17 protein-coding genes and 1 tRNA gene are annotated in these 20,657 nt (G+C 63.8%); 8 read left to right on the top strand and 10 right to left on the bottom strand.

Annotation, left to right across the window (positions count from 1 at the left end):
• Positions 1-83 precede the first annotated feature (83 nt).
• The 3 genes from AB8717_RS17410 (at position 84) to AB8717_RS17400 (ending at position 3,782) form a co-directional block, all read left to right on the top strand.
• Positions 84-1,712: a family 43 glycosylhydrolase gene (locus AB8717_RS17410; protein WP_443748580.1), complete on the top strand. Its 1,629-nt coding sequence runs from the start codon at positions 84-86 to the stop codon at positions 1,710-1,712.
• Positions 1,713-1,768: 56 nt separating this feature from the next.
• Positions 1,769-3,424, top strand: a complete 1,656-nt coding sequence (locus AB8717_RS17405; RefSeq protein ID WP_443748579.1) for a GH39 family glycosyl hydrolase — start codon at positions 1,769-1,771, stop codon at positions 3,422-3,424.
• Between the two features lie 145 nt (positions 3,425-3,569).
• Positions 3,570-3,782 carry a hypothetical protein gene (locus AB8717_RS17400; protein WP_443748578.1) on the top strand — a complete coding sequence of 71 codons (213 nt, stop codon included), beginning with the start codon at positions 3,570-3,572 and terminating at the stop codon, positions 3,780-3,782.
• On the opposite strand, the gene AB8717_RS17395 is transcribed toward AB8717_RS17400, so the two are convergent.
• From AB8717_RS17395 to AB8717_RS17380, 4 genes are all read right to left on the bottom strand, one after another.
• Positions 3,783-6,455, bottom strand: coding sequence for a TonB-dependent receptor (locus AB8717_RS17395; protein ID WP_443748577.1), 2,673 nt, complete (start codon positions 6,453-6,455; stop codon positions 3,783-3,785).
• Positions 6,456-6,480: 25 nt separating this feature from the next.
• Entirely contained in the window at positions 6,481-7,383 is a 903-nt protein-coding gene (locus AB8717_RS17390; protein WP_443748576.1) for a FecR family protein, read from the bottom strand.
• 40 nt (positions 7,384-7,423) lie between these two features.
• Positions 7,424-7,954, bottom strand: a complete 531-nt coding sequence (locus tag AB8717_RS17385; RefSeq protein ID WP_443748575.1) for an RNA polymerase sigma factor — start codon at positions 7,952-7,954, stop codon at positions 7,424-7,426.
• 65 nt (positions 7,955-8,019) lie between these two features.
• Entirely contained in the window at positions 8,020-10,623 is a 2,604-nt protein-coding gene (locus AB8717_RS17380) for a TonB-dependent receptor (protein ID WP_443748574.1), read from the bottom strand.
• Between the two features lie 525 nt (positions 10,624-11,148).
• Here AB8717_RS17380 and AB8717_RS17375 point away from each other — a divergent pair.
• The gene (locus AB8717_RS17375) at positions 11,149-11,835 is read left to right on the top strand and encodes an NPP1 family protein (RefSeq protein WP_443748573.1); all 687 of its coding nucleotides are present in this window, start codon (positions 11,149-11,151) and stop codon (positions 11,833-11,835) included.
• A gap of 61 nt (positions 11,836-11,896) precedes the next feature.
• Here the strand turns inward: AB8717_RS17375 and AB8717_RS17370 are convergent, their stop codons facing one another.
• The 4 genes from AB8717_RS17370 to AB8717_RS17355 form a co-directional block, all read right to left on the bottom strand.
• Positions 11,897-12,121 (bottom strand): hypothetical protein, encoded by a 225-nt coding sequence (locus AB8717_RS17370; protein ID WP_443748572.1) that lies wholly within the window; start codon positions 12,119-12,121, stop codon positions 11,897-11,899.
• A 150-nt stretch (positions 12,122-12,271) separates the two neighbouring features.
• Complete coding sequence (locus AB8717_RS17365; RefSeq protein WP_443748571.1) at positions 12,272-13,099, bottom strand: flagellin; 828 nt, start codon at positions 13,097-13,099, stop codon at positions 12,272-12,274.
• Positions 13,100-13,432: 333 nt separating this feature from the next.
• Positions 13,433-13,509: transfer RNA gene (locus AB8717_RS17360), tRNA-Met, on the bottom strand.
• Between the two features lie 62 nt (positions 13,510-13,571).
• Positions 13,572-14,609, bottom strand: a complete 1,038-nt coding sequence (locus AB8717_RS17355; protein WP_443748570.1) for a glycosyltransferase — start codon at positions 14,607-14,609, stop codon at positions 13,572-13,574.
• A gap of 194 nt (positions 14,610-14,803) precedes the next feature.
• Here AB8717_RS17355 and AB8717_RS17350 point away from each other — a divergent pair, with 194 nt between their 5' ends.
• The 4 genes from AB8717_RS17350 to AB8717_RS17335 all read left to right on the top strand — a co-directional run bounded on the left by AB8717_RS17350 (position 14,804) and on the right by AB8717_RS17335 (position 18,198).
• Positions 14,804-15,286, top strand: a complete 483-nt coding sequence (locus AB8717_RS17350) for an Lrp/AsnC family transcriptional regulator (RefSeq protein ID WP_443748569.1) — start codon at positions 14,804-14,806, stop codon at positions 15,284-15,286.
• 87 nt (positions 15,287-15,373) lie between these two features.
• On the top strand, positions 15,374-16,636 hold the full coding sequence (locus AB8717_RS17345; RefSeq protein WP_443748568.1) for a tetratricopeptide repeat protein: 1,263 nt from the start codon (positions 15,374-15,376) through the stop codon (positions 16,634-16,636).
• Between the two features lie 186 nt (positions 16,637-16,822).
• Positions 16,823-17,347, top strand: a complete 525-nt coding sequence (locus tag AB8717_RS17340; protein WP_443748567.1) for a hypothetical protein — start codon at positions 16,823-16,825, stop codon at positions 17,345-17,347.
• A gap of 467 nt (positions 17,348-17,814) precedes the next feature.
• Positions 17,815-18,198, top strand: a complete 384-nt coding sequence (locus AB8717_RS17335) for a winged helix-turn-helix transcriptional regulator (protein ID WP_443748566.1) — start codon at positions 17,815-17,817, stop codon at positions 18,196-18,198.
• Between the two features lie 287 nt (positions 18,199-18,485).
• Here AB8717_RS17335 and mnmA read toward each other — a convergent pair whose 3' ends face one another.
• On the bottom strand, positions 18,486-19,676 hold the full coding sequence (mnmA, locus tag AB8717_RS17330) for a tRNA 2-thiouridine(34) synthase MnmA (RefSeq protein WP_443748565.1): 1,191 nt from the start codon (positions 19,674-19,676) through the stop codon (positions 18,486-18,488).
• A gap of 55 nt (positions 19,677-19,731) precedes the next feature.
• Positions 19,732-20,649 (bottom strand): flagellin, encoded by a 918-nt coding sequence (locus AB8717_RS17325; RefSeq protein WP_443748564.1) that lies wholly within the window; start codon positions 20,647-20,649, stop codon positions 19,732-19,734.
• Positions 20,650-20,657: the final 8 nt, after the last annotated feature.

The following is a 20,657-nucleotide window of genomic DNA, read 5'->3' as shown; positions in this document are numbered from 1 at the left end:
CGTTGGACCGACATGGTCATACAGGCTGGGCACCTGGCGCTGGTTCCCGGACCGGCGCCTTTTCTATATCCGAGAGACGAAACATGAGTGAAACCAGCCGCCGCGACGCCCTGAAATCGGTTGGCCTTGGCGCCCTGCTGTTCGGCGCACCGGTCGCGGCCGAAGCCGCGCCCGTCAAGTCCGCGACGCCCGTTACCTGGGCGAAGGGGCTGGAAGGCCAGCGCAAGGCGGACCTGGGCAACGGCGCCTTCCTCAATCCGATCCTCGCGGGAGACCATCCCGATCCCGCCATCCTGAAAGACGGCGACGACTATTACATGACCTTTTCATCCTTCGACGCCTATCCCGGCATGATCATCTGGCATTCGAAGGACCTGGTGAACTGGACGCCGAAAACGGCGGCCTTGAAGACCAATATCGGTTCGGTCTGGGCCGTGTCGCTGGCCAAACATAACGGCCGCTACTTCCTCTATATCCCGACCAAGCAGACCGCCGTGCCGGGCTCGAAGACGACGTCCTGGGTCATCTGGGCCGATCATATCGAAGGGCCGTGGAGCGAGCCGGTCGACCTCGACCTGCCGAAGCATATTGATCCCTGCCATGTCGTCGGTGAGGATGGCTCGCGCTGGCTGTTCCTGTCGGGGGGCGACCGCGTGCGCCTGTCGGACGACGGGCTGAAGCGCGCGGGCGAGCCCGAGCACGTCTACGATCCGTGGCACTATCCGGAAGAGTGGGACGTCGAAGGCTTTTCGCCCGAAGGCCCCAAGGTGATGCGGCACGGCGAATACTTCTACCTGATCACCGCCGTCGGCGGCACGGCCGGCCCGCCGACCGGCCACATGGTCATCGCGGCGCGCTCGAAGTCGATCCATGGGCCGTGGGAACAGCATCCGCGCAATCCGCTGGTGCGCACGACCTCGGTCGAGGAAAAATGGTGGTCGCGCGGCCATGCCACGGTGATCGACGGGCCAGCCAAAGACAGCGGAGACGCCGACTGGTGGGCTGTCTACCACGGCTATGAGAACGGCTACTGGACGCTCGGCCGCCAGGCGCTGCTGGCGCCGGTCACCTGGACGAAGGACGGCTGGTTCGATATCGGCGGCGGCGACCTGTCGAAGCCCCTGCCCAAGCCCAAAGGCGGGCAGGCCGGGGCGCACGGTATCGCCCTGTCGGATGATTTTTCCGCCGACAAGTTCGGGCTGCAATGGAACTTCTTCAGCCCGTCGGCAACCGAAACCCAGCGTCTGCATCGCGAGGGCGGTGTGCTTCATCTGGCGGCGTCGGGCGACGCGCCCAGCTCGTCTTCGCCGCTCACCTTCGTCGTCGGCGACCCTGCCTATGAGATCGAATGCGATATCGAGATCGACCCGGGCGCCAGGGCCGGTCTTCTGCTGTGGTACGACCAGAAGCTCTATTGCGGCCTGGGCTTCGACGCCAAAAGCTTTATCACGCACCAGTACGGCATCGAGCGCGGCCGTCCGGCCAACCCATACGGTACGCGCATGAAGATGCGGCTGCGCAACGACCGCCACATCGTCGCCTTTCATACCTCGGCCGACGGTGTGACGTGGAAACGCTTCGACCGCGGCATGGAGGTATCGGGCTATCACCACAATGTCCGTGGCGGCTTCCTGATGTTGAAGCCAGCCATCTATGCGGCCGGCACGGGCGAGGTCCGCTTCCGCAATTTCGTCTACCGCGCGCTCGCCTGACGAATTGACAGGTCTGAAATAATAGTCTGAGTATTGTTCCCAAAAGAGGAACGCTCATGCTGAAAACGGGTCTGGTTGCATTCGCGGCCATGTGTCTGGCGCTGCCTGCGTACGCGCAGGACAGCTTTCCGGTGACCATCACGGTCGACGCGGCAAAGACGGTGGGCAAGCTGCCGCCGGCCTGGCGCTTCTTCGGCGCGGACGAGCCCAACTACGCCACCATGAAGGACGGGCAGACACTGCTGTCGCACCTCGGCGAGCTCAGGCCACAGTCGATCTATTTCCGTGCCCACAACCTGTTGAACACCGGTGACGGCACGGCGGCCTTCAAGTGGGGCTCGACCAACGCCTATACCGAGGACAAGGACGGCCACCCGGTCTACGACTGGACGGTCACCGACCGCATCATCGACTCCTATCGTCAGCGCGGCGTGAAACCATACCTGCAACTGGGGTTCATGCCCGAGGCCCTGTCGTCGGCGAAGGGAACCCCGTATCGCCACAGCTGGCGGCCGGGTTTTTCCTACGGCCTGATCGCGGGCGGCTGGAATGCTCCGCCTACGGATTATGTCAAGTGGGGCGAACTGGCCTATCAGTGGACGAAGCACAATATCGAACGCTACGGCCGCGCCGAGGTGGCGTCCTGGTATTTCGAAGTGTGGAATGAGCCCAACGGCCCGGCCTACTGGACCGGCACGCCGGAAGACTTCTACAAGCTGCACGATTATGCCGTCGCCGGCATCCGCCGGGCGTTGCCGGAAGCGCGCGTCGGCGGTCCCGATGTGGCGGGCTCGGGCGGCGCCTTCATGGACGGCTTCCTGAAGCACGTCGTGTCGGGCACCAACTACGCCTCGGGGCAGACCGGCACGCCGACCGATTTCCTGTCGTTTCACGCCAAGGGGCAGCCGGCCTTTGTCGATGGTCACGTCCGCATGGGCATGTTCCAGCAGTTGAAGGCCGTGGACACGGGCTTCAGGAAGATCGCCGCCGTCCCTGAACTGAAGGACAAGCCGATCGTCATCGGCGAGAGCGATCCGGAAGGCTGCGCCGCCTGCCCGGGGCCGCAGAACGGCTATCGCAACGGCACCATGTATTCCAGCTATACGGCGGCCAGCTTCGCGCGCATCTGGGACCTGGCCGACCGCGACCACGTCCGTCTCGAAGGGGCGCTGACCTGGGCCTTTACCTTCGAGGACCAGCCGTGGTTCGCCGGCTATCGCCAATTGGCGACCAATGGCATCGACCTGCCGGTGATGAATGTCTTCCGGCTGTTCTCCAAGCTCGGTCCCGATCGGCTGAGCGCCACAAGCTCGTCGGAAATCGCGCTCGACGACATGATGCAGGCGGCGACCGGCCGCAACGACGTTGCCGCCATCGCCACGCGCGACGGCGACCGCATCGCCATCCTGGTCTGGTATTACAATGACGACGACCTGAAGGGGCCCGACGCCCGTATCAGCCTGGATGTGTCAGGCCTTGGACGTGCGCGGCACGTAACGCGCTATACCGTCGATCCGACGACGGGCAACGCTTACGCGGCCTGGCAGGCCATGGGTTCGCCGCAGTCTCCCGATGAGAAACAGTACAAGGTCCTGGAAGACGCGTCGGTCATGGCGCCCGTGGCCTTGCCCGACCTGACCGTCACGGGGGGAAAGACAAGGCTCGACCTTACCCTGGTGCGTCAGGGCGTAACCTTGCTTTTAATCGAGTAGAGGCGCTGCGCACCGTCAGGATTCGGGCCTTTGCGCAAGCATTCCGTGAGCTGAAAATATCACAAATTCATTACAGGTGTTATCTGGGGGCTGACAGACCGTCAATCTGTGTTAAGGTTTTGTAAACCCACAGGGGAGGCTGAGAATGGCCCGAAAACTTCGTTCAACGGAGGCATCGCCTCTGGTGGTTGCCCTTGCGCCTATACTTGACCTGCCGAAAGGCGCCTGGCAGGTGGTTCTCAACGACGCCATGACCATGGCCTCGTTCATGGACGCCGAATGCCGCGTCCGCCACATCCGGATCAGCGATGCTGTCCGCGAACGCATCCGCGACGCGCTGGTTCCCCTCCCGGCCTGATCACCAATTTCGCTTCAGGGTCAACTGGACGTGCCGCCCGGGCAGGGCGCGCGCTGTAATCATCTGACTGTTGCCGGCGGCCGCGACGATTTCCCCGCCATTGGCGTCGCCCTGCATGATGGCCAATGCGTTGCCCAGGTTGCTGGCGCGTACATCGACCTTCCAGCCCCTGCCCAGGTCGGCCGTCGCGGCGGCCGAAAACAGATGGACTGCCGGAAATTTCAGCGTATTGGCGTCGTCGGCGAAGCGCGGCCCCAGATATTGCCAGGTCCCCGACAGCACGACGCGCCCGTTCAGCAGCGTCACATTCGGGCTCAATGAAAACAGCACATCGGGAATGCGGCGCGGCGACCGGCCGTCGAGGTCGTACACTGTCGGCACGCCGTTCTGGATCTGCGAAAAGCGATAGTTGCGGAAACGCGGCGCCTGGACCGTCAGCGCGCCGGTCAACCGGAAAATCTTCGACGGCTGCCAGGTCAGCTCGCTTTCCAGCCCGCTGGTCACGGCCTGGGCGGATTGCTGGCGGCGGATAAGCGCGCCGCTCTGCGGGCCCATGACCTGGTCGAAGAAGACGATGTCGCGGAAGAAGGTGTGGAACAGGCTCTCGCTGACGAACAGGCTGCGGCCGTTGAAGCGGTAGCCCAGTTCCTGCTGGTCCATGTGCAGCACGCCCGCGCCCTGCGGATCAACCGTGCCGCGGTAATTGCCGGGTCCGGGCATGCGGAAGGTGCGGGTGGCGCGGGCGAAGACATACTGTCCCCTGGTCACTGACCAGTTGAGCCCTGCCGAAGCGGCCGTCGCTGAAAAGCTTTTGCCGAAGCGGTCATAGGCGCCGGTGCCGTATTGCACGGCGTCGTCGGCCAGGATCGAGGCGTCGCCAAGATTATAAGTAGCCGTGCGCTCGACGGCGCCCTGCAAGCGCAACTGTTCGCGGCGGATGCCGGCATCGATGCGCAGGGCGTCGTTCAGCTTCCATTCGTCAGCGGCGTAGAGGGCGATGAGGTGGTTGTCGCTCAGCGTCTCCTCGTAGGTCGTGCCGTAATTGACGATGCCGTGGTCGGTGATGCGGCCGGCCGGACCCGTCATGTCGATCAGCCGGCCCTGGTCGGCGACCTCGACCAGGGCGCGGGCGATCTGGCGGTTATAGTCCCACTGGAAATCCGCGCCGTAGACGCCGACCGTGGCGTCGTGGTCGCCGAAGGCGGTGAACCGGTGCGACAGGGAGGCGTCCACCAGGGTTTCGCGCACCGTGACGCGCGCCGCCACCGGCGACACCATGGCCAGCAGGGTGTCGCCGCCGATGGCCGCGCCCGTCGTGTCGGCAAAACGGATCCCGCCGCCGAACTGGCTGGCCAGCGCGCCTTGCGTCATCGCGCCGCCATTGGACGAGAACGAAAAGCGCCGGGTGGCGGAAAACCGTGTGCGCGCCTTGATCTCCAGCCGCGTCTGTGGGCCCAGGGCCTGCGACAGCGCAACGGTCAACGAATCCAGCCGGTTGCCGCTGTTGTTGCGGAACAGCTGGGCGTCCGGCCCCCGTGGCGTCCGGAACACCAGCACGCCGTCGTCGCGTCCGAACCACGAGCTTTCGCGCGGGTCGAAGCCGGGCAATGGCCGGATGCGCCCGCCGATGCGCTGTAACGGCACCGACGAAGTGTTGAGGCTGGTGTCGTCAAGATGGCGGACGGTTATACTCAGGTGCCCGCTACCCCAGGCGCGTTCGGCGCGCGCCGTAACCTGCCCGCCGCCTAAGGGACGCGCCAGCCGCCGCTCGGTCGGATCGCGCGTCACATGGCCGCCGACGATCAGCCGCCACTGTCCGGCCGGGCCGCCGGCGTGGGCGTCGAGGCGGGCCAGGCCGGTATCGGACGTCGTGACGGCGGCCGAACCTTCGGCATGGTCGGGGGCGGCGCGGGTGGTGAAATCGACAGCGCCGCCGGGGGCATTGCTGGTGAAGATCGAAGCCGGGCCGCCGCGCACATAGGTGGCTTCGGCCAGCATGTCGTCGGGTCGATAGAACTGGTCCGGATCGGCCCACGGCAGATTGGGTTCGTGTTCGACCGGCAGGCCGTCTTCCAGAATGGCGATGGCGCCGTATCCGTCCAGCGGAATGCCGCGTGGCCGCACCTGGTTGCCGCTCGTCCCGGCGGAGGTATCGACCCACAGGCCGGGCAAGCCGTCCAGCGCATCGGCAACCGTGACGGCCGGACCGTGGCCGGGGGCATCGGTCGAAAAATGGCTGACGGCATAGCTGAGCTCGGCCTCTTTCAGGCCCAGCACGCCGCGCCTTCCCGTGACCACGACCTCCGGACCAGCCTGGGGGACCGATAACGGCGCGGATGTGTGCACAGGCGCCGGCGGGCGCGCCAGGCTGACCAGGATGCCGACGCCGAGGTCGCGACAGTCGAGCCCCGCCGGCGGACACAGCCGGGCCATGGCCTCGGCCAGGGTAAAGCGGCCTTGCAGCGCGGGACTGCGGCGGCCGCTCAGCCGCGCCGACGGCGGCAACAGGATGGCGCGCCCGGTTTCGGCCGACAGGCGGCGCAGCGCACCTTCGGCGTCACCGGCGGGAATATCGAGGGTGAACGGCGTCGCGGCATGGGCGGGCGCGCCGAAGATCAGGCCCGCGGCGACGCAGGCCAGACCCATCCAGGCCGGTACCCTTTGCTTGTGCATGTCGCCCCACGGAAAACCTGCCGGGCTATAGGCCGCCGGTTGTCATTTTTTGTGACACTATGGTGTATTGGTCGCCATTGCCGTCGACTGTGACCCTGAGACCATAGGCAGTGGCGATCAGGCTCAGCGACTGGCGCGGCTGGTCGAGGCGGAAGCGGCCGCTGACCGGCAACCGGGCCAGGGCCGGGTTGCCCAGCACCGCCGGACGGTCGCTGTAGCGGTTGAAGCGATCGACCACATCGCCGAGTTTCTGGTCGCGCAAATCGATCCAGCCGGTGCGGAAATCCGGAGCGGTGGTGTCGAAGCTGGCCAGCACCAGATGCCCGCCGTCGAAATCGGCGCGGGTGCCGGCGGCCACGTCCCGATGTTCGGCGCCGGCATCGACGCGGACGCGGCCTTCGGTCACCGCGACCTCGCCCGACCGGTCCATGCGGAAGGCGGTGCCGACGGCTGTCGCCTCGACTCCCCCGGCACGAACGACGAAGGGCTTGAAACGATCATGCGCCACGGCGAACCACGCCTGGCCGCGCTTGAGTTCGACGCTGCGGCGGCCATGGCCGAAGCGCGCCACCATTTCGCTGTCGGCATCGAGCGTGATGTGCGAGCCGTCCGACAGGGCGACCTGGCGTAATGCTCCGTGGGCGGACGAATAAGTCACCGGCGGGGCCGATAGCGGGCTCAGCCATGCCAGCAGTGCGGCCGCGGCGGCCAGCCCGCCGGCAGTGGCAAAAAGCCAGCGGCGCGCAGGGCGGGCCGGCGCGGTTTCCGCCAGCGCGGCGACAAGATGGAGATCGCCGTCGATCGCCTGGATTCGTTTCAGCGCTTCGAAATGCGCCGGGCTTTCGGCCAGCCAGGCGTGGAAGGCGCGCATCGTCTCCGTGTCCATGGGGCCGCGCGCCAGGTCGGCCCAGTCGGCCGCCTGTTCCATGATATCGATCTCTGGCGTTTCAGAAAAATCAGCGGGCACTTCAGGCGTCCTCGATCGTATGGGGCTGGTCTTTCATCGCTTCTGTCAGGCTGACCAGCGCCCGGGTAATATGCTTCTTGACGGTTTCGGGATTGAGATTGAGGTCCCGCGCGATCCGTTCGCGCGTATGACCGTGCAACCGCCTTCGGATAAAGATATCGCGCCTGAGCGGCGGGAGGCTGTCCAGCGCCTTGCGCAGGACCGCCACGCGCTCGCGGTCGAGCAGGGTCTGCAGGGCTTCGGGTTCGGGACTGGCGATCTCGAGCGCTTCGTCTTCGATCGGCACCTCGACATCGGGCCGGCGGCGCGTCAGCAGGTTGCGCGCGATGCTGAGCGCGTAGAATTCGGGATTGACGATATCGGCTTCACGCCCGCGCTGGAACAGGCGCAGCAGCGATTCCTGGGCGATGTCGTCCGCTTCGGCGGCATTCTTCGTGCGGCGCGCAAGATAGGCTTTCAGCCGGCGTTCGATGCCGACCAGCTGGGCCACCAGTCCGGGCTGTTTCGGCGTCATATCGTCGGCGCCGGGCATGGAGACGGCCTCGCGGGAAAAGGAAACGCGCCCCGAAGGCGCAAGGTCTTCGGGGCGCATCGACATTAGTAGGTATAGCGCAGGCCGGCAAGGAACTGCTGGCCGCTCTTGGTGTAGTTATAGACGCGGTTGGTCGAGTTGACGTACTCGTCGTCGGCCTGGTTGGTCAGGTTCAGCGCCTCGAAGGTCAGCGTCAGGTGACGGCTGAGATTGTAGTGCGCCGAGGCGTCCAGGTTGAACGACTCGTTGACGCCGGCCACGTCGTTATAGTTTCCGCCCGGAACGCTGGTGATGTATTTCGAGCGGTAGTTGGCGGCCAGGCGCGCCCCCCACTTCGGCGTTTCGTAGTACAGCGTGGCGTTATAGCTGTTCTTCGACAGGCCGGGCAGCGGCAGGACGGTGTCGGTCGAAGTGCCGTCGACCCACGGGATCGACTGATGCGTCGTCGAGTCGGCATAGGTGTAGTTCAGCAGGTAACCCATCTTGTCGAACGGCGCCGGCAGGAAGGTCATGTCCTGATTGTACTGCAGCTCCAGGCCGTTGAGCTTGGCGCCCTTGCCGTTGACCGGGCGGGTGAAGACCCAGGCTTCGTCGATCAGGCTCGACACCTGCGAGGCGGGCAGGAGCGAGGTCGGCAGGCCCGAGGCGCGCCACGTCTGGGTGACCGAGGTCGATACGATGAAGCTGTCGATATCGAGGTGGAAGACGTTCAGGGCCAGCACGCCCGTCTTGTCGAAGTACCATTCGGCGCCGGCCTGGTAGGTGTTGGCGCGGAAGGGCTTCAGGTTGACATTGCCGCTCGATGCCTGCCGCGCGCTCGAATTGACGCTCGGGTTCAGGACCAGCGACGACAGGGTCGGGCGCGTCAGGTTGCGGTTGGCGGCGAAGCGCAGGTTGACGTCGTCACGCACTTCCCACACCAGGTTCAGTGACGGCAGCCAGTCGAAATAGTGGCTGCGCGCCGCGACCGTGCTGGTGCCGGTGGCGTCGAGGCCCGAACTGTCCTCGATCGTGTCGGCGTAACGCAGGCCGGCATCGCCGCGCAGCGTGCGGCCGAGCAGTTGTGTGCGGAACTCCGCCTCGGCATAGGCGCCGGACAGGGTTTCCCTGATGGTGTAGACGCTGCCCGTGGTGACCGTCTGCGTATAGGCCGGCGTCGTCGGCAGTTGCGACCAGGCGCTTTGCAGGTTGGTGACGACCCAGCCTGTCGGCAGGCCGGACACGCCGAGATCCTTGCCGAACTTATAGGGCAGGGTCTCGGTCAGGCCGGTCAGCGAGGTTCCGGTCGGATAGGTGACGTCGTCATTGGCGCCGTAGCCGGTGCTGTCATAGCTCTGAGTCGAGCGATTGAGGCCGAACTTCACCTTGATATCGTCACTGGCGCGCCACACCGCATCGGCCTTGGCCTGGGTCAGGACGTCGTCGACATAGTCGCTGCGGCGGCGGGCCCGCCACAGGTAGAAGCTCGACGGATTGCTGGTGTCGACGCTGTAGGTCTGAACCGGCACGCGGTCCGACTGCGCGAAGTCGTAGGTCATGGTGACCGTCGACGGCGTGCGCAGGAAGATGTTGTTCTGGATCGGGTTTTTGAAGTTCGATTCCTCGCGGCCCAGCGACGCCGTGACGTCCAGCGTAGAGGTGGCGTGCCACCTGGCGTTCAGCAGGCCTTGCGTGAAATCGGTGCGGTTGCGGTCGATATGGCTGTCCGAGCGCAGGTAGACATTGCCGAAAGAGCCGGCGACGATGTCGTTGCCCGCGACCTTCAGGCTGTTGATCGTCATGACATTGGTCGACGACGTGGCCGAGAAGGCGGCGGCGTCGAGGTGATATTCCTCGCGGTTGTTGCGCAGGCGGCCGGCCATCAGGTCCAGGCCCAGTTCGAGGTCATCGCTGACCTTGTACTGGAACGACGCGGTCAGGCCGGTGCGTTCCTTGTGGTAGGCGAAGATGTCGTAGCGGTCGTAGCGCGGGTAGAAGAGCGCGTCCTTGCCCTTGGTGTTGAGGCGCGCGACGATGGACGGATCGATCGACGAACTGGCCAGGGCCGTGTTCCAGCCGCCCTGCGCCCAGCGCACGTCGGAATAGCCGTCTTCGACGATATTGCTCTTCGAATAGGCAGCCGACAGCAGAAAACCGAAGCGGCCGTCGGCCGTCCTGTTGGCGAACAGCAGTGCCATGCGCGGATCGGCCTTGCTGGTGTGGCTGGTGGTGGCGGCCTGCGCTGACACGGCGAAGGTCAGGTTTTTATAATCGAAGGGGTGCGGCGTATGCAGGTCGACCGTGCCGGCGACGCCGCCTTCCTCGACCGAGGCCGCGGTCGACTTGACCACGTCGACGCGGTTGAACAGTTCCGAGGCGAAGATGTTGAAATCGAAGGCGCGGCCGCGGTTGACGCCGCCGCGGCTGTCGATGCTGGTCGTCGTCGCCAGGGCTTCCATGCCGTTCAGGCGCACCTGGGTCCAGTCGGCGCTCATGCCGTGGATAGAGACCTGGCGGCCTTCGCCTCCGTCCCGCGAAATGGCGACACCCGGCACGCGCTGCAGCGATTCCGCGATATTGGTGTCGGGGAACTTGGCGATGTCCTCGGCCAGGATGCTGTCCTGGAAGCCGTTGGCGTGGCGCTTGAGGTCGGTGGCCTTGGCGACCGACTTGCGGAAGCCGGTGACCACGACGACGTCGCTATCGCTGCTGGCGGCAGGCTGAGTCTGTGCGGACGCAGGCGTGGATACTATTCCGGCTGTAAGTATACAGCAGGATGCGAGGGCTGACGTCAAATAAAAGTGGCTCTTCATGTTTTTGCTCCTTAAGTAATTGTGGGCAAAAGCGAAGTCACATACATTTTTATTGTGACATTTTTATTTATGAATATGATTTTGTATTTTTTGTCCTCAAGTCCGTCCGAAAACGGGGCATCCGACCTATAAGAGCCGTTTGTGCGCAAAAAGGGGACAAATGTCGCAAAATAATTTTTATACCACTGATTTTATTATGGAAAGATATTTCCATTTAAATAAAAATTGGAACATGATATCCAATTTTCCGTCGATGCCGAAAAAAGAATTACTATAAGTGACACAAAACATCGGCAAAAGCGTCACATGACGACCGTATGCCTGCGGCGTCCGGACAAGGCAAGCGTACCTCCCCATCGCCCGCCGGAGCGTCTCCCCCAAAAGACAGCAAAGGAACTACCGATGTTCATGAAAATGCGTGCATTGCCGGCCCTGATGGTGCTCGGCGTGTCGGCCGCCGTGGCCGGCCAGTCCAACGCCGGCGTCATCAACCACGACCAGGTCGTGGGCTTCGCCGAAAGCGCTTCGGCGCTGGAACTGCAATTCAAGCCGACGCTGAAGGTCGAAGACGGCTGCGTGCCGTTCCCGGCCGTCGACCAGTACGGCAATACCTCGGGCGGCGAAGCGGCTTCGGGCGCGCGCAATGGCGGCTGCTCCAGCAGCACCGGCCAGGTCTATTCGCGCGTCGGGACCTATAACGGCCTATGCGCCGTCATGTATGCCTGGTACTTCCCCAAGGACCAGGTGATCGCCGGCCACCGCCACGACTGGGAAAACATCGTCGTGTGGCTGTCGAGCTGCTCGACGTCGGCGACCGTCGTCCAGGTCTCGTACTCGCAGCATTCCTCGTATGAAAAGCTGACCACGCCGCCGATGAACGGCACGCACCCCAAGGTGCGCTATTTCACCGACGGCATCACCGACCACACGGTGGGCGACACGACGACGGTCGGCGGCACCCAGCCCCTGATCGGCTGGACCAACCTGACCGACGCGGCGCGCACCGCGCTCAACACGACCGACTTCGGCTCGGCCAACGTGTCGATGGACGACGGCAACTTCGCCAACAACCTGGCCAAGGCGCGTTAAGTCGTCTGGCCTGCAGCCTCCTCGTCCCTTTTCGCCTTGGGACGGGGAGGCGCTCTCCTGTTTAGTCCATGTCGACGGCGAAGATTTCACCATGGGCGACGGGCGTCGCCGGAGCGAACACCATGCGGTCGACCTGGTATAGCGTGCCCAGGGCCAGGGCGAGACTGAGAAGAAGGCCGGCGGCCATCAGTACGGGATTGGCGCGGGGCGCCGCGGCGGCGCGCACGGTCAGGGTACCGAAGCTGTCGGCGGTCGGATGAAAGATGGTGTCTGTACGCGCAAGCATGACGAATATCCCTCTCACGGAGCGGTCCTGAACATTTCGGCCGCGTGTCATGGGACCACTATGGTCGTCTGCGCCTGAACGGCCTTTGAACGGCTGCGTTCATTCGGCGTTCATGAAAAGGGACTGGCCCGGAGGCCAGTCCCGCCGCGGTTAGCGGAACAGGCTGAGCACCGTGCCCGTCGACTGGTTGGCGATCGACAGGGCCTGGACGCCCAGTTGCTGCTTGGTTTGCAGCGCCTGGAGCTTGGCGCTTTCCTTGGCCATGTCGGCGTCGACGATATTGCCGATGCCGGCCTGGATCGAGTCCTGGAGCTTGCCGACGAAGGACAAGTGGTTGTCCAGCGCCTTCGACGAGGTGCCGAGGCTGGCCAGCGACGACGAAACGTTGCTGATCGAGCTGTCGATGGTGGTCAGAAGCGCCGCCGCCGAGGTCGCGGTCGTGAAGCCGGCCGCGGCCGAAAGCGTCACGATCGAACCGCCGAGCGACATGTCCTGGCCGGATACGGTGATCTTGCCGGAGCCGTCCGAATTGGCCAGCGCCGTAATCTGGGTCTGCGAGCCGTCGACCAGGTTGATGCCGTTGAACGTGGCGTTCGACAACGTCTTGGTGATCTGGTCGCGGATCGAGGTAAAGTCGGAGTTCAGGGCCGCGCGCGACGTGGTGTCGAGCGAGGTGTCCGAGGCGGCGAGCGCCTTTTCCTTCAGCTGGGTCAGCATGTCCGAGACCGAGGAACCGGCCGACATGGCGACGTCAACCACCGAAGTGCCGCGCGACAGCGAGTCCTTGACGGCGTCGAGCGACGAAACGGTAGCGCGCTGGGTCTGGGCGATGGCGTAGGCGGCGCCGTCATCCTTGGCGCTCGCAACCTTCAAACCCGTCGAAATGCGGGTCTGGGTGGTCATCAACTGCGACGTGGTCGCGTTGAGGTTCTGCAGGGCGACCATGGCCCCGACATTGGTATTAACCGAAGAAGACATTTCGTCTTGTCCTTCATTTTGAAATACCGGACGACATTTTGTCGGCCGGAGGCATTTTGCCCGCTACCCAAAATTGTGGTTATTCCCTAATTAACCGATAATCCCGCAAACGTTTGCGTGGATTCTTGCAGGGCGGTGATAATTACCGCGGCCCGTTGCAGAACAATACGTTCTGGATATTCGCAGCCATAACGCCGTTTCGATTTTCAAATAAATCGAAAGTTGCATTACGCAGGCGGGGTCTTCCCCTGCCGAGCGCATGGAGACAGGCGCGGCGGCGTCGCTCCGGCTGGGCCGGAGGCGGCATGGCGCCACATATTTTCAGCGGAATTTTGGTGGTTGGAGGCGGGATCGAACCGCCGACCTGTGGGTTATGAATCCACCGCTCTAACCATCTGAGCTACCCAACCTGACCGGGTTGACGCGCTGCGTCCATCGGAGGGAGGCGCTATAGCCAATCCCGTTCGCCTGATCAAGCCTTGATTTCAGCAATCTGTTGAAGGGCCGCCATCAGGCGGTGTTCGCCGGCTTCCAGCGTATAATGCGACAGGGCGTAGGCGTGCGCGGCCTCGGCCTTTTTCAGCGTCCCCGGCCAGTCCGACAGGGCCGTCCGGATGGCGTCCGCCATGGCGCGGGCATCTTCTCGCGCGCACAGATAGCCAAGCTTGCCGCCCTGGAGGATTTGGCGGGGGCCGTCGATATCGGTGGCGACGACGGGTGCGCCGGCGGCCATGCTTTCGATGACGACCAGGCCGAAGGGTTCGACGCGCGACGGGCACAGGAACAGGTCGAGATCCTTAAGGTATTCGCCGGTCTTGCCGATCCAGCCGCAGAAGGTGACATGATCCTGAAGCCCCAGTTCCTCGATCTGGGCTTCCAGCGCACCGCGCAGGGGGCCGTCGCCGCCAAGCCGCAGGTGCAGCTGTACGCCGTCGCCGACGAGCAGGGCGATGGCGTCGAGCACGATATCGAGGCCTTTGTTGACATGCAGACGGCCGAGCGTGCCGAGAACCGGCGTCGCTGCAGGCGCGGGCTTGACCGCGTGCGGATCCAGCGCGGCGAAATTGTCGACCGTGAACAGCGGCAGATCCGGATGGGCGCGGCGGACGCTGTCGGCGACGGGCGGGCTGACGGCGATAACGGCGCGCAGGCGCGCGACCTGCGGCTTGTGGCGGAAGTTGTGCACGACCTGGACGGTGCGCGACGCCGTGCCGGACAGGGACAGCAAGGCGATGCCGGTGGCGCGGTTGCCATGGGTCAGCACCAGGTCGGGGCGGAAATGCTGGGCGACGCCGCGCAGGGTGAGGGCGGCGAACGGATCGTGGTTGATGTGGGCGCTCATCGGCCGGAACTCGACCGGCCGCGTGACCAGCGCCTGACCCAGCATGCCGCGCTCGGGCCCGAGGCTCATCACCTCGCAGCCGGCCGCCTTCAGGGCTTCGTGATAGCGCAACGCCATGGTCTCGACGCCGCCCAGCCCTTCGGCCAGCATGATGTTCAGTACACGCACGCTCAGAGACTTCCCCGGAATGGCACCCCGTAGTGGATGCCTGTTAAATCGTCCTTGGGCAACAAATCCGTCAAAAATATTTCAATCCGGCAAGGTGACCCCACGTCAACGCTTATATAAGGGTAGAAATTTTCGCGAAATCCTGTCCATATTGCATTGGAATGAGTGTGAGTCTTTGGGTTGAGGGTAAAATCTTGTCCGATCTGATCGATGAGCTCGATGCGCGTATTCTGGACCTGATTCAGGAGGATGCTTCCCTTTCGGTAGCCGACCTGGCCGAAAAGGTCGGCTTGTCGCCGTCGCCGTGCTGGCGCCGGGTCAAGCGGCTGGAAGATCTGGGCGTGATCCGCAAGCGGGTGACCGTGCTCGATCCGGACAAGCTGGGCCTGGGCTTCGAGGTCTATGCCGCGGTGAAGCTGTCCCTGCCGTCGCGCGCCAATCTCGAGGCGTTCGAGGCGCGGCTGGACGAATGGCCCGAGGTCGTGTCGTGCGTCACGGTGACCGGTCACGAAGACTATATGCTGCGCGTGATGACGCGCGACATGCACGCCTATGACGACTTCCTGCGCGACAAGCTGCTGGCGTCGGACCTGGTGTCGGGCGTCGAAAGCCGCATCATCATGCGCTCGGTCAAGAACACGACGGCCGTGCCGATCCGGCTGGTCAAGAACGTCTGATCTCGCCTTCGCCTTTATCCCGTCATCATGCTCTGGCATGCCGGTTTCGCTTGGGCTAAAGCGGGACGGGGCTATTCGGAGCGACACATGAAGCGAATTCTCGTGACCCTGCTGATGAGCAGTGCGCTGATGGCCGGGCAGGCCGGCGCGCAGGCCGTTGACGCGGCTTCGGATCTCGGCAAGTTCCGCGACTATCGCGACGCCGGCATGAAGGCGATGGATCACAACGATCCCAACGCCGCCATGGCGAACTTCATGAAGGCGGGCGAGATCATCCCCGATTCGCCGTCGATTCTGCTGCTCAAGGTCCAGGTGGCGCAGAAGCAGAACAAGCTCAAGGACGCGCGCGCCTTCCTCAGCGAATATGTCCACCGCGGCTATGTGCTGGACCTGAAGAAATATTCCGACTTCCGCCAGTTCTGGGACGACGCGCTGGAGGCGCGCAACCGCCAGAACCGGTCTGAAACGGGCGAGGTGCGCGTGGTGTCGAGTTCGCCTGACTTCGCTATCACCGAGGGCATCGCCTACGCGCCGGAAACGACGCAGTTCTTCGTCAGCGGCGTGCGCACCGGCACGGTGACGGTCCTGTCGACCCAGGGGGCGCGCGACCTGATCCATTTCCGCTCAGGGGTTGCCGCCTACGGGCTGGGACTGCACGACGGGAAGCTGTGGGCGACGACCGCCGCCAGCAAGCAGACGCTGAAATTCGACCCGAAAACGTCGATCCCCTCGAAGATCGTCGTCGTCGACCCGGCCAACGGACAGGTCGTCCAGACGATCACCGACCCGTCGAAGTCGCGCAAGTTCGGCCATCTTCTGCTTGGCGCCGAAGACCTGTATGTCGCCGACAGCGAGCACGGGGAAATCCTGCGGCTCAATGCCTATCAGGGTGCGTTGCAGACGCTGATCCCGGAAGGCTACATGGACACGCCCGACGCCATGGCCGAGCGCCAGGACGGCAAGGCGCTGATGGTCGCCGACTATATTTCCGGGCTGTACAGGGTCGACCTGGCGACCGGTGAAATGAAGCATATCGTCACGCCGGCAGACGCCTCGCTGCTCGGTATCTCGTTCATGACGCGGTACGGAAACGACCTGGTGGCGATCCAGACGGGGTTCAATCCCGACAAGGTCCTGCGCCTGCACATGTCGGACGACTGGTCGGAAGTAAAGTCGGTCGATGTCGTGCTGCGCTCGGACACGCAGATGAGCCAGCCCACCCAGGGCATCATGGACGGCGATGCCTTCGTCTTCGTCGCCAAGAGCCAGTGGGACGCGCTGGACGGCCAGGGCAGCGCGACCAAGACCCCGCAGAACGGCGTGATCGCGGCCCTGAAAATTAATCCGTAAACGGATAATGCGGTAATGGGGTGGTCAAAACCCCAATACCGTCAGGCCTGTTTATGGTTAACAAAATATTATTCCCATTTAACCCTGTTTATGCCAATGCTGGCATCGAACCTGCGAGACAAGCGGGCGAGGGCGCGACGGCTGTGTTTTTTTCGGACAGCCGGCCCGGAAACAGGGAATTCGACGGTGGGTATTTTCAGGCATGCGGTGCAAGGCGTCGCGGTTATGGCGGGCTTCCTGGCCCTGGCTGGAACCGCCTGCGCGTCGCCTATGCCGTATGGCGTTCATCCGGGCGCCGTCGATGCCCAGGTCCGGGAAGGCGACTTTGACGGCGACGGTCGCCGCGATACGCTTTATCTGGTCGATGAGCCGGCGACCGGCCGCATCGCCGTCCATGTCCGCCTGAATACCGCTTCAGGCGAGCGTGACCTGCGCGTGTCGAGCTATGATGCCCATGGCGGCGCTACCGCGCCGCGCATCGTCCCGGCCGGCCGCTATACGGCCGACTGCGGCACCTTTGCCACCAGCTGCGGCCAGGCGGCGATCGTTACCGCCAGCGACAGCCTGGTGCTGAATCTTGGCGACGGTGTAACGGTACTCATGCACTGGCAGGGTGGCCGGTTCGACCAGGACTTCATCAAGCCTGACGCCGCGGCGCCCTGGGCAGGACTGGCGGATACTATGGCCGGCATGTACGCCGCGAACCGGTAAAACGCTCTCGATTTTTTTTGGGCGTGCCCGGACGTCACAGCCGAATCAGCGTTTTTTTTATGAAAAAACAACATTATATCGGCTGAATCCGCTTCATGCCTTGTGCGACACGCATTAAAAAGCCGCATGTTGACCGCAAATGCGCCGTAGTTTTTGTGTATTCATTCTATTATGCGTGACTATTCGCTACGGCGATAACGGTAGACATCGTAAGGTTCTGCAATGAGTAGTTTTTGAATACTCATTGTAGCAGAGAAATTTTCTGCAATTAGTACTAGCGATTTTGCTCTGCGTGACTAATGTAGGGTTTACCGCATCATTGCGCTTACCGGGGTGGGGCGCCAACAAGAAAGTACGAGTAGACTTTGGGACGATCAGCTGATTACAGCAAGCAGAGCTGCGCCATCGCGGGCAGCCTGAACATTATTGGCGAACCCTGGACCTTGCTGATTATCCGGGACGCATTCATGGGCATTGCCCGCTTCGAGCAATGGCAGGAGCGGCTTGGTCTCGCGCGCAATGTCCTTGCCGCGCGGCTCAAGCATCTTGTCGCTCATGGTGTATTCGAGCCGCGGCTCTATTGCGAGCGGCCGAAGCGCTATGAATATGTGCTCACGGACAAGGGCCGCGACCTGAAACCGATCCTTCTCAACATGATGGATTGGGGTCGCAAGTATGTCTATGCCGGAGAGACGCCGGGTTTCGAGTTCCTGCACGCCGGCCACGCCGTGCACCCGATCACCAAGTGCATGGAATGCGGCGAGACGATCGACAAGGCCGAGCTTCAGGTCGTCCTGCACGACGATGCTCCGACACTTGCCGAAATCTACAAGGAAAAGACGGAGGTCTAGCCTTCGTCGCTGTCGCTGAATTTCAGCCGCCTCACGTCCGTGGGGCGGCTTTTTTAATACGCTCGCGCTGAAAAGCGTAGCGTTAGCGCAAGCTAAAAGCCGGGCGGCGTATCAGTACGCGCTGCGTGTCGATGAAATGAAGCCGCCGCCCGCGCTGAAAGAGCGGAGCGTTAGCGCACGCTAAAAGCCGGGCGGCGTATCAGTATGCGCTGCGTGTCGATGAAATGAAGCCGGCGCCCGCGCTGAAAGAGCGTAGCGTTAGCGCAAGCTAAAAGCTGGGTGGCGTATCAGTACGCGCTGCGTGTCGATGAAATGAAGCCGCCGCCCAGCACGCGGCCCGGGTCGGACACATCATAAAGAACGCAGGCCTGGCCGGGCGCCACGCCTTCTTCGGCGCCGTCGAACTCCACTTCTATACCCGCGCCAGCCCGCACCAGGCGCGCCGGCACCGGCGGGCGTGTCGAGCGCACGCGGGCCAGGACCGGCTTTGCAGCGCCGGCGGCGGCCTCAAGGTCTGTCTCGTCGCCCAGCCAGTTGGTTTCCTTGAGCGACAGGGCGCGCGTCAGCAGGGCCTCGCGCGGGCCAACGACGATCTCGCGGCGATCGGCGTCGATGCGCACGACGAACAGGGGCTCACCGACCGCGATGTTCAACCCGCGGCGCTGTCCGATCGTATAGCCCGTAATGCCCTGGTGCCGGCCCAGCAGGCGGCCGTCGACATGGCGGATGTCGCCGGCTTCGCGGCCCTGCGGGCGCAGCTTGTCGATCAGCGTCGTATACTTGCCTTCCGGCACGAAGCAGATGTCCTGGCTGTCGGGCTTGGTGGCGATCTTCAAGCCCAGTTGCATGGCGATATGGCGGACCTGCGGCTTGGGGATGCCGGCCAGGGGGAAGCGCAGGAAGCCGAGCTGTTCGCGCGTCGTGGCGAAGAGGAAGTAGCTCTGGTCGCGCGACATGTCGGCCGCGCGGCGCAAGGAGACGAGGCTGCCGTCGTCCGAGCGCTCGACATAGTGGCCGGTCGCCATGGCTTCGGCGCCGAGGTCGCGGGCGACATCGAGCAGATCCTTGAACTTGACCGTCTGGTTGCAGCGGATGCAGGGCACGGGCGTTTCGCCGCGCAGATAGCTGTCGGCGAACTCTTCGATGACCGAGTCGCGGAAACGGCTTTCGTAATCGAGGACGTAGTGCGGGATGCCGATCTTTTCGGCAGCCATGCGCGCGTCGTGTATGTCCTGGCCGGCGCAGCAGGCACCTGTCTTCTTCAGGGCCGCGCCATGGTCGTAGAGCTGGAGCGTGACGCCGACGACCTCATAGCCCGCCTGGTGCAGCAGGGCGGCGACGACCGTGGAATCGACTCCGCCCGACATGGCCGCGACGACGCGCGCGCCTTGCGGCAGGCCGACAGCGGCGCGCGTGGCGGCAATGGCGGCGTCGAGGTCCGCGTCGGCGATCAAGGGGATGGGGCAGCTGTCGTCCATGCCGCACCAGATAGGACAAACCCGAGCGAATTGCTAGGTCTTTTGGCTGAAACCCTTACTTGAGCAGGTTCAGCAGCGACGTGTCCTTCAGGCTCGACAGGACTTGGGCCGATGCCTGGACCGAGACCTGGGCGATCTGCAGGTCGGAATAGGCCTTGGCCATGTCGGCGTCGGTGCGGTCGCCGATCAGGCCTGTCAGGCTGGTCACCTGTCCCTGCAGCGAGGTCTGGGTATTGTCGACGCGCTTCTGCATGGTGCCGTTCAGCGAAGTCTGTTCGACCAGGCCGTCGTAGGTCGTCGAGAACTGGTTGGCCAGGTTGGTCAGGAAGGCCTTCTGGGTGTCGTCGAGCTGGCTGCCGAACGGCGTGGCCGTGGCCTGCTGCTGGTATTGCTGGAACAGGCCCATCAGCGTCGTGCCGAGGTCCGAGGCCAGCATTCCGGTCTGCAGCGTCGTATGCACGTCGATGCGCGACGACTTCTTGACGTCGCCGTTCTGGAAGGCGTCGGACGGCTGGGTCAGGGCGGCCAGGTCGGTCAGGGTGCCGACCTTGACGGGCGCCTGGTCGTCATTGCCGCCGCCGAACAGGTACTGGCCGTTGTGGACGTAGTTGAGGCCGTCGAGCGAGGACGAAAACGCGCCTTGCAGCGCGGTGGCGAGCGATGTGCCGTCGCCGGAGGCCAGCGCACTCATGATCGCGTCCTTGGCCTGGGAGGCAGCGTCGCTGGTCCGCTCCAGCGCGATGTTCTGGGCGTCCAGCCGGTCCGAGACCGTCTTGTTGACGTCGATGAAGGCGTTGGTGTTGGACAGGGTCGCCTGGTACGAGGCGATGATTTCGGCCGAGCGGCCATAGCCCATCAGGTCGGTGGACACCTTCTGGGTCGATACCTGGTTGTTGGCCTGCATCTGCCGGTCCTGCGCCGATTGCAGGTTGTTCACGGCATTGCCCCAGATCTGCGAAGTGGAAACACGCATCGCTTAAC

This window comes from Asticcacaulis solisilvae, from assembly GCF_052327315.1.
Taxonomy (GTDB): Bacteria; Pseudomonadota; Alphaproteobacteria; order Caulobacterales; family Caulobacteraceae; genus Asticcacaulis; species Asticcacaulis solisilvae_B.
This window is presented reverse-complemented; position numbering and strand designations above follow the sequence as displayed.